The sequence below is a fragment of the Candidatus Sysuiplasma jiujiangense genome, assembly GCA_019721075.1.
GTDB classification, from domain to species: domain Archaea; phylum Thermoplasmatota; class Thermoplasmata; order Sysuiplasmatales; family Sysuiplasmataceae; genus Sysuiplasma; species Sysuiplasma jiujiangense.
Window position 1 is genome coordinate 215,857 of the sequence record JAHEAD010000001.1, and the last position, 12,667, is coordinate 228,523.

13 protein-coding genes are annotated in these 12,667 nt (G+C 47.5%); 3 read left to right on the forward strand and 10 right to left on the reverse strand.

Annotation, left to right across the window (positions count from 1 at the left end; translation table 11 throughout):
- Positions 1-70 precede the first annotated feature (70 nt).
- From KIS29_01055 to KIS29_01075, 5 genes are all read right to left on the reverse strand, one after another.
- Positions 71-730: a methyltransferase domain-containing protein gene (locus KIS29_01055; protein ID MBX8638911.1), complete on the reverse strand. Its 660-nt coding sequence runs from the start codon at positions 728-730 to the stop codon at positions 71-73.
- A 50-nt stretch (positions 731-780) separates the two neighbouring features.
- Positions 781-3,363, reverse strand: a complete 2,583-nt coding sequence (locus KIS29_01060; protein ID MBX8638912.1) for a valine--tRNA ligase — start codon at positions 3,361-3,363, stop codon at positions 781-783.
- Positions 3,364-3,667: 304 nt separating this feature from the next.
- Positions 3,668-4,297: an FAD-dependent thymidylate synthase gene (gene thyX / locus KIS29_01065; GenBank protein ID MBX8638913.1), complete on the reverse strand. Its 630-nt coding sequence runs from the start codon at positions 4,295-4,297 to the stop codon at positions 3,668-3,670.
- 259 nt (positions 4,298-4,556) lie between these two features.
- A complete protein-coding gene (locus KIS29_01070; protein ID MBX8638914.1) occupies positions 4,557-4,775 on the reverse strand; it encodes an amidohydrolase family protein in 219 nt (72 codons plus the stop codon).
- Between the two features lie 517 nt (positions 4,776-5,292).
- Complete coding sequence (locus KIS29_01075; protein ID MBX8638915.1) at positions 5,293-5,466, reverse strand: hypothetical protein; 174 nt, start codon at positions 5,464-5,466, stop codon at positions 5,293-5,295.
- A 316-nt stretch (positions 5,467-5,782) separates the two neighbouring features.
- Between KIS29_01075 and KIS29_01080 the strand changes: the two genes are divergently transcribed.
- From KIS29_01080 to KIS29_01090, 3 genes are read left to right on the forward strand one after another with little or no spacing between them, the layout of a single operon-like run.
- The gene (locus tag KIS29_01080; protein ID MBX8638916.1) at positions 5,783-7,006 is read left to right on the forward strand and encodes an MFS transporter; all 1,224 of its coding nucleotides are present in this window, start codon (positions 5,783-5,785) and stop codon (positions 7,004-7,006) included.
- A gap of 13 nt (positions 7,007-7,019) precedes the next feature.
- A complete protein-coding gene (locus KIS29_01085) occupies positions 7,020-7,607 on the forward strand; it encodes a methyltransferase domain-containing protein (protein ID MBX8638917.1) in 588 nt (195 codons plus the stop codon).
- Position 7,608: 1 nt separating this feature from the next.
- The gene (locus KIS29_01090) at positions 7,609-7,815 is read left to right on the forward strand and encodes a hypothetical protein (GenBank protein ID MBX8638918.1); all 207 of its coding nucleotides are present in this window, start codon (positions 7,609-7,611) and stop codon (positions 7,813-7,815) included.
- A gap of 3 nt (positions 7,816-7,818) precedes the next feature.
- On the opposite strand, the gene KIS29_01095 is transcribed toward KIS29_01090, so the two are convergent.
- From KIS29_01095 to sufB, 5 genes are read right to left on the reverse strand one after another with little or no spacing between them, the layout of a single operon-like run.
- Positions 7,819-8,244 (reverse strand): M67 family metallopeptidase, encoded by a 426-nt coding sequence (locus KIS29_01095; GenBank protein ID MBX8638919.1) that lies wholly within the window; start codon positions 8,242-8,244, stop codon positions 7,819-7,821.
- Between the two features lie 29 nt (positions 8,245-8,273).
- Positions 8,274-9,506, reverse strand: coding sequence for a cysteine desulfurase (locus tag KIS29_01100; GenBank protein ID MBX8638920.1), 1,233 nt, complete (start codon positions 9,504-9,506; stop codon positions 8,274-8,276).
- Positions 9,507-9,515: 9 nt separating this feature from the next.
- Positions 9,516-9,821 carry a non-heme iron oxygenase ferredoxin subunit gene (locus KIS29_01105; protein ID MBX8638921.1) on the reverse strand — a complete coding sequence of 102 codons (306 nt, stop codon included), beginning with the start codon at positions 9,819-9,821 and terminating at the stop codon, positions 9,516-9,518.
- 7 nt (positions 9,822-9,828) lie between these two features.
- Positions 9,829-11,232 (reverse strand): Fe-S cluster assembly protein SufD, encoded by a 1,404-nt coding sequence (sufD, locus tag KIS29_01110; protein MBX8638922.1) that lies wholly within the window; start codon positions 11,230-11,232, stop codon positions 9,829-9,831.
- A 24-nt stretch (positions 11,233-11,256) separates the two neighbouring features.
- Positions 11,257-12,663 carry a Fe-S cluster assembly protein SufB gene (sufB, locus tag KIS29_01115; GenBank protein MBX8638923.1) on the reverse strand — a complete coding sequence of 469 codons (1,407 nt, stop codon included), beginning with the start codon at positions 12,661-12,663 and terminating at the stop codon, positions 11,257-11,259.
- Positions 12,664-12,667 lie beyond the last annotated feature (4 nt).

Sequence of the window (12,667 nt, forward strand, 5' to 3'; positions counted from 1 at the left end):
ATCACAAAACAGAAACTTTGCAATTTAAGGCAAGGATCTGTCCAGTAGCAATGTTCTTTATCGCTGGCATTTACAATACACCAGAAGAAGAGGGCTTCCTCAGGAGCAGCGACACCGTGTGTGACACGAGCTTATTCCCGGCCGGTGTATTCCTGCGCCTCAGGCACTCTTCCCAATCCACCAAAGCAAAAGGAGCGAAAAGTTCCGTCAGATCCTGTCTTGATAGAAACCGGCAGGCGGAAAGGTCGCCCGTTTCAGATGCGCTGAACGAATGTCGCGCTCTTGAGTCCATTGGGCCCCTTTCTTCGATTATGAGGAAACCGCCTTCCCTTAAAACTGCAGAGAAAGACAGCGAGAGCTGTTGAATCTCCTCCTTCATGTAACCTTCCATAATCTGCCTTGTAAGAATCACGTTAAAGCTGCCTGATGGGAAGGGTAGAGAAAACATGTCTGAACATATGATCTGCATACCCTTCTTGCACCTAAGAAGTGCTTCCATGCAGATGTCCACTCCGGTTACTTCAGGAATATTCCTTTCAGCGAAGAATTTCATGGAGTGCAGATGCCGGATTGTTCTGCCGGTTCCGCATCCGACGTCAAGCACGCTCATACCGTCCTCCAGGTATGCTTGAAGGACACGTGATGCAAAATCGTTCAAGGGACAGCCGCCAATTTCCATACCGCTCGAATAAACATTTGCCCATTTCTCAACGACAGGATGTTTTTGCACAAAATGACAAGAACCAGTCTTCCTGGAAATAACCGCTTCTTCCACAGGCTTCACTTTCTTATGAATAACAATACATCCCCGGACTGGACGGCATCGGCTTCAGCTCCTCCGGCCATATATGAATAAGTGAGGAAGAAAGCCTCCTTCTCAATAATCATATCTCCGCATGAAATGCTTCCATCGTCATTGAGGGTAACCGCTGAAGGCTGAAGTGATTTGATAACATCCACGATTTCTTTTGCCTTCTCCCTGTATCTCGGACCTATGTACTGGTAGTTCGGCCTGATTGCGGAAATAACCTTTCTGTAATCCCCTTTTTGTGCAAAATTTACCTCAGACGCCCTGCATGCAGAGGCGATTTCAGAGGCGGAATCTGCCGTCTCATTCGAATCGAGTGGAATAATTATGCTCGCCAGAGGGCCGTTGAAATTGTTCCTTGCACGCCAGTCCCTGACAGCGTGTATTATGTTCACAGCCTTCTGGACGCCGCTGCTGTCCATTTTTTTGATCCTGACAGGCATTGGCCATCCTGAAACATGTATACTCCTTTCAACGGACTTGAATAACTGCTGATATACCGCTTCTGTCACATGCGGCAGGAATGGCGCGAGCAGTTTTACAATTCCGATTGAAACAGTCCTGAGCGTCCAGGCTGCTGCTTCATCACCTTCCCTTGCTCTTTTTTTGACCATCTCGATGTAGTCATCGGCAAAATCATGCCAGGCAAACTGCTCAATAACTTTCATTGCTTTGTCAAATTCATATTTCTCCATATGCCCGGTTGCGTCTTTGACTGATTTACTGTAGAGGGAAAGAATCCACATGTCCGTCTGTCTAAGCCTGGGTCTTCTGGATTGTGCTGCAATTTTGAACGATGAGGAGAAGAGTGCAATGTTCCAGATTTTGTTGCACAGCCTCTGCCCATGGACGACGTCCCTCTCCCTGAATGCCTGATCCGTTCCAAGGCTGCAGGTGGCAGCATAATAGCGCAGAGCGTCTGAGCCGTACTTCCTAATCAGAGGAACAGGATCTATCACGTTACCGAGGTGTGTGTGCATCGGCGTCCTGTCTGGGGCCATAATGAAACCCGTAATCATGATGTCTTTCCATGGAATATCATCCAGAAGCAGAAAGACTCTGAGAAGTGTGTAATATGTCCATGTTCGTATTATCTCGTGCGCCTGGGCTCTCAGGCTCATCGGAAAGAGACGGTGGAACAGGCTATTGTTCCTTTCCCAGAAAGTATTGTAAAGCACGCTTATGCTCGAATCCATCCAGGTGTCGAACACATCCCTGCTTCCCTTCAGTTCTGAATTGCAGCGAGGACAGATGCGCCCGGTCTCGGTCTCCTGCGGGTCAACATAGCATTCATTCTCATCAGCAGCTACAACATCGTCGCACTTCGTACATTCCCAGACAGGTATGGGAGTTGCAAATAATCTCTGTCTTGAAATGACCCAGTCCCAGTTGAGTGATTCTGTCCAATCCTTAAGTCTCTGTTTCATGAATTCAGGAAACCAGTTCAGCCTGTCTGCCTTCTGGAGAATCTGTTTCCTGAATTCAACACTCTTCAGAAACCACTGCTTCTTTTCAATTATTTCTACCGGATTGGAACAGCGCCAGCAAACTCCGACGCTTTGCTCTATCTCCTCCTCCCGGGTAATTAGACCTCTTTCCTTCAGCAATGAGATCATTTTCTCCCTTGCTTCCTCTGCTGAAAGTCCGGATAGGAAATCCGCATAGGAATTCAACTTTCCAAATTCATCAACTATAACGACTGCCGGGAGCCTGTGTCTGAGTATCCATTCAACATCCTCCTTGTCCCCATATGAGCATACCATGACAGCGCCGCTTCCATAGGCCGCATCCACACCATCGTCTGCAATTATAGGCACCTCCCTGGAATACATGGGGAGGACTGCATTTCTTCCCTCCAGTTCACTGTACCTCTTATCTCCTGTCTTGAAAAGTATGGCCTGGCATGCACCGATCAGTTCAGGCCGGCTTGTAGCGATTGTTATTTTGTCCCGCTCTCTGACAGGAAATTCGACATAATACAGCTTCGACTTCCTGTCTTCCCTCTCAACTTCGGCGTCTGCAAGGGAAGTATTACAATGCGGACACCAGTTGACAGGAAATGTTCCTCTGTAGGCAAGACCCCCCTTCAGCATTCTCAGAAATGTTATCTGAGTGAGCCTTCTATAGTCGGGGGAGTCAGTTTGATAGTAAATTGAGGAATCAAGGCTCATTCCAAGCATTTCGAACTGCTGTGTCATCGTTCCTATGAACTGGTTCGCATATTCGGAGCAGAGTCGCAGATAGGTCTTCCTGTCGACGCTGAACTTCGTAATGCCATATTTCTTCTCTGTTGCTGTCTCAACCGGCATACCGTTCGTGTCGAAACAGAGCGGAAAGAAAACGTTGTATCCTCTCATCCTCCTGTATCTTGCGGCAAAATCGATTATAGGATAGCCGGTCGCGTGACCCAGGTGAAGGGAGCCGGACGTGTAACGAGGCGGGTTGTCGATACTGTATATCTCTGCATCACTTGATGGATCGAAATGATATATTTTCCAATCCTTCCAGCTTCGCTGCCATTTAGGCTCTTCGGTGGCATGATTATAGGAAGACATAATGGAGTGTGAAAATGTGATGAATTAAAATACATTCCTAATTGAGGGACGGCTAACAATGGGCAAAAATAACCGCTTCACACTCGAACTTTTGATGGGCTGGTGTTTAGCTGACAGGTTAGGCTTAAGGCAGCTGGGCGGTCAGGATTTGTTGACAAAACATATACGGCACAGTAGCACGCCTCCAGTATCGTCTTGCCGGCATATTCTCTGCTTATCCGGCTTCATCTGCAGGAGGCGCAGTGAGCAGCTGAGCTAATGCTGCACGAACCTGATCGGCCTGATGTGTTGAATTACGCTCGCCTTACTCATAGATGGGATGGCCGAGATGTCCAGTGTTCCTTAACTCCAGCAGATCATCAAATAAGGCAGGTGCCACTTTTATGACCTCGTCAAATGCAAGTCGTGCCAGATCTCTGATTTCCCACTGAGCACTTATGTCCAGCCGCATTACAAAAAAATGTCTGAGAGATCTTGCATTCGTTGTCCAGAAAAGTCGTGTTTCAGCAGCATTTGTGAGAACAAACCTGGCATCTTCCTTCTTTACTCCGAGTTTTATAAGAGAAGCGTATACTTCATAGCTCCTTTTGATGTATTCTCTCATGACAGAGGAAGCTTCTTCCCTTTTTTCCGGACTTACATACTCAAGGGAAGGTAAGATAAAACTGCTTTCCTTCTCGGATACATACCTCTGGCTCCTCTGGCTGAAAGAGCTGTGCCTGTGCCGGACAAGTTGATGAGAGCATGCCCGGCTTATTCCCTCCACCCTGAACGTAAAATTTGCATGTTCAATGACATCCATGTGCCCGTAACTGATTATTCTTTTTATGAATGAGCCGTAATCTTCCTTTTGCTCCTTGTCATAACAAATTCCAGCCGCCCTGCCACAGGACTCCACCGGATTCGGTGTGTAACTTACAAGTTCAACCTTCAATTAATCCACTTCCTTCAGATTGATTCACCGACACAGTATTACAGACTGCTGTTTAAACGATTGTCTTTCCTTCTTCCGGAACGCCAATCGAACATCCACTCTACAGCTCACATGCCCCGTATGCCGTAAAATATGCCAGCTTAGTGGTGTATTACAGCTTAGTAATTTAAGTACTGCCCTGCGGAAAAAACACTAATGAGAAAAATTGGAGTACAAGACAGTTTTACGCTCATCACTTAAGGTGTCAATCTTTTGGAGGTTATGAATCGATGGCACCAAATGTTCTGAAATGATCCTTTATAAGCTTTCCATGCCGTATGACACTCTCAACATTTTCTGGAGCCAGCATGGACGGATTTCTCTCAGCCCTCTCCCTTACTGTAATTACGTCTGCCACCGCTCCCTCCTTTAGGATTCCGGTATATTCGATGCCAAGGCATTTGGAGCCTTCAAACGTGGCTGATTTCAGTACATCCAGGCGGTGCCTTACCGCATAATTCCATGCTCTATGGAATCGACATCACGGTCCACAGCTGCTGCTATTGCTTCTTCACCGTACGCTTGAGCGGCCATCCTGATTCCCATTTTATGCGGTTCAGCGACTATTGCCTTCGGCTCATCCTCAGACAGCTGGGCCTGATTTTTCTACCCGTATGAAACCGCCGGAGGATAGACTTTGATTACGTTGGCTCCATCTCTGACCAACTTCCCTCACAGCCTTTCGGCATTCCCAGGGGCTGTCGCAATGAATTAAATAGGACAGTCTTTCGGCAATGTCTTTGGAAAAAATATGCGGATCGTCATTAACGCCTGTTTCAGACAGAGAGCGACCGCTGTCACAATCTCCTGACCATCCAAATCATCCTCATCCACAAACTGGAGAAGGAATATGCCTGCGTTCGAACACATATCTCTGTCATTTGTGATACCGGCGTTGAGAAGATTCAGCATGTCTCTCACGCATCTCAATGCTGACATAACCGGATAGGTTCAACCTATTCCAGCAGATCGTACTTTCTCGCTCTTGTGAAGTGTATGTGAGCATCGATTAATCCCGGCATCATGAGTTCCTCTGTTTTCTTTACGATAGGATTCTCTCGGCTGCCGGACTGCACATACCCTCCTTTCTCGATTGCTTCTATAAGACCAGAAGAAGAATCGACGATCATCGTGCTTTCAAATATCTCATCCGAGACACCATCAAAAATTTGTCAACTAATTGCAGTGACCACCATATTACCCCGGAGGGGATGGAACTTGTGTAACTGAACCTTTCCGCCATCCAGACAGCTGCATACAGATGAAAGGCATGAAGCAAAAGCCCGAATGATCCAATCATATACAGTTCCTCGTCCTGAACCAAAACTTGCTTAACCGAGCGTAAAGTGCGCTGCCATGTCTGATCCAGGAATATCGATTAAAAAGGGAACACAGTTTAATATCGATAGGCAATTAAGTAATGGTCCGCGGTGGGTTGATAATAACTTGGCTTCTGAAAGTATGAGCCAGAGAGTTGGTTACATCAGAGTCCTTGGAAACAGGGGATTTTTCTTCCTCTGGTCTGCAACCCTGATTTCCAGAACAGGCGACTATCTGCTGTCTATAGCAATGATCTGGTTCGTCTACGGCATACTGACACACAACCCTCTTTATGCCGGGCTGATAACGGCCTTCTACTACATTCCAAATTTCATATTTGCACCGTATTTCGGCAGGATTGTCGATACATACAGCAGGAAGAAAGTCATGATCGTTGCGACACTCATGCAGTTCATTTTTGCCATAATGCTCTACGCTTCAGTTGCCCTGAAATTTATGATCCTCGATTTTTCATTTATATCTGTTTTCGCAATAGCAACCTTCGGCATGCTTGTTTCCATATCCAGAAGCAGCAGCATTCCTCTTGCAGTCCCCAGAGAGGAGTTGACTGCAGCCAACTCCCTGCAACAGGCTACAACCCAGCTTACAAGGATATTCGGCTATGCTGCCGGAGGCGTACTCCTTCTTCTGGTTTCCATTAAGGGCATAATAGCAATAGAGATCGCGATTTTCCTGTTCAGTTCACTTATACTGAGTATGATGAAGATAAGAAGCAGTCCGGAAAACAACCGCAGAAAAAGCAGCCTTGACGGTTTTCGTTACATCAGGAATGAGAAACTCTTCTTTGAGATAGTGATTTTTCTTTCAATTGTAAATTTTACCGGCGCAGGCATGACAGTCCTTCCGGCAATAATGTCGAGAACGGTATTCAGTTCCGGTTCGAGTCTCTTTGTCTCCATTCTCGTTTCTCTTGCCATTGGAACAGTTGCCGGCAACTACGCAGTGACACGATTCAGGATAGGTCTTGTCGCCGGAAAGATACTGATAGCAACGAATGCGATTGATGCGCTTTTGTATGTATTGTTTGCTTATTCTCCCTCACCGCTTTTCGCAACTGCAGCCGCAGCTGCGATTGGTTTTGTCGAAGGCATATCGATAGTGCCTTTCGTCACTCTCATCCAGGCAAAGACACCGAACGACAGACTTGGAAGCGTTCTTGCAGCGCTATCAATGCTGCTGCTGGGGAGCGCATCGCTTTCAATGATATCAAGCGGCTTCCTGGTATCACTTGTCGGGGTCAAAGCTGTCTACATTCTTTTCGCAATTGTTCTGGTAATAATGTCCGCAGTGGGAATGAATATGAAAGAGTTGCGCAATGCATCCTACTGAGAGGGTATAATTTTTGTCCAGCAAGAGAAAGAGAAAATTCCCCGTCGGAATAGGGGACACGCTGTTGAGCGAGGAAAGGCTGAAGCTGATTGATCCTGTATCCGTCCTTGATTCATTCGGTGTCCGCAGCGGAAATACAATTGCCGATATAGGTTGCGGGCCGGGAGCGTTTCTTCAGGCAGCTTCAGAGCGTGTTGGCTCGAAAGGCAAAGTCATGGCGATTGACATTCAGGAACCGTTCATAAATATGGCAAAGAGACTCGCCGAGGAGAAAAATCTTTCAAACGTCTCATTCCTTATTTCCAGGGAAAATCACATACCGCTGGACAATAACTCTGTAGATATAGCTCTAATAGTGACCAGTCTTCATGAGTTTGAGGGGGAGGGCACTCTCAAGGAGGTTCATAGAATACTCAGGCAAGGCGGAAAAGTAGCCCTGGTTGAGTGGGAAAAGATTAAGTCGCCGATAGGTCCTCCGCTTCCTGAAAGGCTTTCGCAGGAAGACTCCGAAAAAATACTCACTTCATCACGTTTCACGGTCGAGAAGATCTTCCAGATCGGAAAGTACCACTACGGAGTGGAGGCAAAGAAGGGGAAGTAAATTGTCTGTTTCAACGTACTGGTCCGCAAATGGCAGGCGCCCAGGCTCTGATCATTCCGGCTATGCTGTTGCATCTGTTATTGCTCTTACGCCGCTTGATGGGGTGATTATTTCAATAATTGTGCTGCTGCTAATACTTTCTTTTATCATATGGAGAAGACGAAACAGGAGAAAGAACAAGGGCAGTTCGGTATATCTGTTCCACTGAGTTTCAGGCTTCATTCTCCACAGTCTCATTAACGAATTTTGCAGCATCTTCGGAGAGGCGCCAGGAACGTACTCCTGCTATGCTGCCGAGCATGACACTGACTATAAGGTATGAATAAGAAGGCCACGCATTTTTCCTGTCAAATTCCGACGGAACAGCCGGATGATCCGGATGTGAATGGTAATAGCCGAGAATACTGAGACCTTTTGCATTTGCGTCCCTTTCGCATTTCATAATCTCCGCCGGATCTATTACATACCTGGTTTTCCGTGAATTATGCGATGAGTTTTTTGCCGGAAGAGTTGCAGAAATTATTCTGTCCTGATCCCCTCTGCCTAAAAGGAACCCGCAGCACTCCTCGGGATATGTCTGGACCGCATGTGCATATACCTCTTCCAGAAGATTTTGCCTGATGCGGAGCGTCATCATCTATCCCCCATGTAAAGGTGGATGCACTATCATGCAAAAACTTTTCTGACCGTGTCGAGTGCTTCTGCAAGGGCGTCTATGTCTTTCCTGCCATTGTAAAGATAGAATGATGCACGGGAGGCAGAAGATATATTGAGCCTGTCCATCAGCGGCTGAGCGCAGTGATGGCCGGAGCGGATGGATACCCCCTGTCTGCCAAGTATCTCTGCTGTGTCATGACCATGAATGCCATTGATGTTGAACGCTATGACACCGCTCCTCTCCTCGACATCCTTCGGACCGTAAATTTCGATGTCGTTTCTTTCAGAGAGTCTAGACAGCGCATAAGAAAGCAACAGTTTGTCGTATTTCTCCACATTTTCCATTCCAATGGAGTTGAGATAGTCCACTGCGGCACCGAGCCCGACGGCACCGCTGATATTAGGGGTTCCGGCCTCAAACTTATATGGCGGGACATTCCAGCTGCAGCTGTTCTGATGTACTTCGCTTATCATTTCACCTCCGCCAAAGGCTGGTTCAATTGCCCTGAGATGCTCCGACTTCCCGTATAGGGCGCCAATCCCGGTTGGTGCGAGCATTTTATGACCGGACAGCGCAAAAAAATCACAGTCCAGTTTTTCTACATCCACTGGCATGTGAGGTGCAGACTGCGCTCCGTCTACAATAAGTAAAGAGGAATTATCATGAGCGAGATCGGCTATTTCTCTGACAGGATTCACGGTTCCGAGAACATTCGATACCTGTGCAACCGAGACTACTTTCGTCCTATCTGTGAGCTTTGCCCTGAAATCCTCCATATCAAGGCGCCCCTCACTGTCAATATCCGCGAACTTCAGCCTTATTCCCCTCCATGCGAGCATCTGCCATGGCACAACGTTTGAATGATGCTCCATGACGGTCGTGAGGACTTCATCACCCGGCTTGAGTTTCCATATGCCAAGACTCAATGCCAGTACGTTTATCGCTTCAGTCGTTCCACGAAGAAAGATTATTTCATCAGGAGAGCCTGCATGGAGGAAGCCGGCAACCTTGCCTCTTGCATTTTCATAGAACTCAGTCGCTTCTTCCCCGAGCGGATAAATTCCCCTATGGACATTCGCATTATGCATTCTTTCGAATGAACTTACCGCATCTATCACCTGAAATGGCCTCTGGCTCGTTGCGGCACTGTCCAGGTAGATGAGCTTCTCCCTTCTTTCGGAGAATATAGGAAAATCACCAATCAGAGGGGACACGTCTCCAAGTGTTTCCGGGAGCTTCATGATAAAGCCTCAAACTTCAACATAGATATACCCGTCTTCAATCTTGACATTATATTTTTTCAGCGGCTCCGTCGCAGGAGGACTTTCCACTGCCCCTGTTTCCAGATTGAAGCGAGACAGGTGAAGCGGGCATACAACTGCGTTGCCCATAAGTATACCCCTTGACAGGTCTGCATCCTCATGTGTGCAGGTAGCATCCAGAGCATGATAATTGTCCCCCAGACGAATTATCATTATATCGTTGCCGTCAAGCTCTACCTTCATTATCTTCGCCGAATCCATATCCTTTAAAGAGAGAGTGCGCTTAAACGGCATCGGTAAATCACCTGTACTTGTAGTGGCCCTCGAATATGCTTTCTCCGGGTCCCTTGATCTGGTCCTTCACATACTTCTCAAACTCCAGCTCATCAAGATGCCTGGAAGCCTGGAGGGAGATGACATTGTTCCACTTGTCCTCGATCTGAAATCGCATCTTGTCCCTGACAGTGTCGATGGGTATCCTTGAGATTACAGGATCAAAGAATCCAAGGACAAGCAGCTTTTCAGCTTCATTTCTGTCAAGACCTCTTGTCTGAAGATAATATAACTGCTGTTCGTCCATCTGCGAAACAGATGCCGAATGGGTCGCCTTGACACCGTTTGTGAGTATCTCCAGACCGGGAATGGCATCGCATTTTGCATCTTTGCTGAGAAGCATTCCGTGCTCGGCAAGATAGGCGCTTGTATTGCCCGCCTTCTCGCCGATACGTATCATGCCCCTTAGCAGGGCTCGCGATTTTCCCTTCAGGACACTTCTGACAGTTATTCTTCCGCTCGTTGATTCGACATTGTGATGCAGATCGGTAACGACGTCAAACTTCTGGCTCCCGTTGCCGAACAGTATTTCATAGTCTTCCGTTGAAGCTCCCTGGCCGGCAAAATCTGTGTCTGCCCTTGCCCTGGTTATATCCGCTCCCATATAGCTTGAAACCCAGTGTATTCTGCTGTCTCTGCCCGCAACAGCGCGTTTATTGCTCAGGAAAATCGAGCCCGCAGACAAATTTTCAAGAGATGCGTGATGCAGCACTGCTCCCTGGGACAGTATGACATCGGTCACCGTGGAGAAAAGCGACTTTTCATTGAAATTTTCGACCGAAAGTATTTCCTCTGTTACGTTTGCACTGCTTCCCTCGTTCATCATTATAATGTTCTGCTGAAACTGGGCTTTGCCGGGGGAATCCTCTATGTGCACTATGTGAACAGGAGTGTCAAGTACTGTATTCTTTTCCACCTTCAGGAAAAAGCCGGAGGTGAAAAGCGAATTGTTCAGTGCCACATATATGTCGTCCTGAGGTCTCAGACCCTTACTCTTAAAATATCGCTCAAAAATATCAGGATATTTTCTGGCTGCTTCACCAAGTTCCTCGAATATTACTCCGTTAGGAACTGAACCTGTTTTGAAGACGGAACCCCCTGAGTGAAGCATGAACAGGCTGCTGTCACCCATCTCGGCATATCTGTCCGGGATCCTGTCTGAAAGTTCAGGATTGCGGGCGAGCGAAATGCCTGACGGATCAAATTTTGTCAGCTGCTCATATTTGGTGTAAAGCGGATTGGGCTCGGCTCTGGAACTCCGGAATACGGAAATTGCCTCCTTCCTGTAGTTTGATAGCCAGCCCGGTTCATGTGCCAGAGAGGGAAGATCCGCCTCTCCCGTCTGCAGTATATTCTGTGTGATTGTGGTCATGCACGATTCACCCGCGGGAGTTATTCACCCGACTGATCCCGTCATCTCAAGCTGTATTAGCCTGTTGAGCTCAACAGCATATTCCATCGGTAGCTCCTTTGAAAACACATCGAGGAATCCCATGACAATCATATTAAGCGCATCTGCTTCGCTCAGCCCCCTTGACATGAGATAGAAGAGTTGCTCTTCGCTGATCTTTCCGACGGTTGCTTCATGTGTTGTCGAAGCCGTCTCCTCATTGATGGTGTTGTACGGGTAGGTATCTGTCCTGGACTTCTCATCAAGCAGGAGTGCATCGCATCTTACGCTGCTCTTTGCATTTGTAGAGCCCTTCTCTATATGAAGGAGACCGCGGTAGGTTGTTCTTCCTCCGTCCTTGCTGACGCTCTTAGATGTTATTCTTGAAGTTGTCTCAGGTGCAAAATGCAGTATCTTCGCGCCCGCATCCTGGTGCTGATCCCTGCCTGCAAATGCGACTGATATCACTTCCCCCTTGGCCCTCGGGCCGAGAAGGTAGACAGACGGATATTTCATCGTAAGTTTTGACCCGAGGTTACCGTCAATCCATTCCACGGTGGCATCCTCATGTGCGAATGCCCTCTTTGTCACCAGATTATATACGTTGTTGGACCAGTTCTGTATCGTTGTGTAGCGTACATAGGCACCCTTCTTTGCTATGATCTCCACAACTGCAGAATGCAGCGAGTCCTTGGAATATACAGGCGCAGTGCATCCCTCTATGTAGTGCACCCGGCTGTTCTTCTCCGCAATAATGAGCGTTCTTTCAAACTGACCGACGCTCTTCGCGTTTATCCTGAAATATGCCTGCAGCGGTATATCAACTTCCACTCCTTCAGGGACATATATGAAACTGCCTCCACTCCAGACTGCGCTGTTCAGCGCTGCAAATTTATTATCCTCAGGCGGTATTATCGTTCCGAAATGTTCTCTGAATATTTCCGGGTATTCCCTGAGTCCTTCGTCCGTGCCCAGAAAAATGACGCCCTTCTTGCTTAAATCCTCCCTGATCTTGTGATAGACGACTTCGCTGTCATATTGAGCGCCGACGCCGCCAAGAAACTTCTTTTCAGCTTCGGGTATTCCCAGCTTGTCGAATGTCCTCTTCACATAGTCGGGCACGTCGTCCCAGCTGTCACTGTTCTTCCCTGACGGTGCCATGTAGTAGTAGATGTCGTTGAAATCAATCTCCTTTAGATCCTCGCCCCAGGGGGGTAGCGGTTTCTTGTAGAAAATGTCAAGAGATCTGAGCCTGAAATTTTTCATCCATTCAGGTTCCTTTTTAAATCTGGAGATGGCCTCCACTACCTCTCTGTTAAGGCCCTTCTGCGTCTGAAATACGTACTTTGCGTCCTCATCATGGAAGCCGTATCTGCTGTAGTCACGATCCATTCCCTGTTCATTTATTACCATTTTA

Excerpts from the sequence above, each read along its gene's own strand:
- sufB (MBX8638923.1), bottom strand. The coding sequence starts at position 12,663 with ATGGTAATAAATGAACAGGGAATGGATCGTGACTACAGCAGATACGGC.
- KIS29_01095 (MBX8638919.1), bottom strand. The coding sequence starts at position 8,244 with ATGATGACGCTCCGCATCAGGCAAAATCTTCTGGAAGAGGTATATGCA.
- KIS29_01075 (MBX8638915.1), bottom strand. The coding sequence starts at position 5,466 with ATGATCGTCGATTCTTCTTCTGGTCTTATAGAAGCAATCGAGAAAGGA.
- sufD (MBX8638922.1), bottom strand. The coding sequence starts at position 11,232 with ATGACCACAATCACACAGAATATACTGCAGACGGGAGAGGCGGATCTT.
- KIS29_01100 (MBX8638920.1), bottom strand. The coding sequence starts at position 9,506 with ATGAAGCTCCCGGAAACACTTGGAGACGTGTCCCCTCTGATTGGTGAT.
- KIS29_01060 (MBX8638912.1), bottom strand. The coding sequence starts at position 3,363 with ATGTCTTCCTATAATCATGCCACCGAAGAGCCTAAATGGCAGCGAAGC.
- KIS29_01105 (MBX8638921.1), bottom strand. The coding sequence starts at position 9,821 with ATGCCGTTTAAGCGCACTCTCTCTTTAAAGGATATGGATTCGGCGAAG.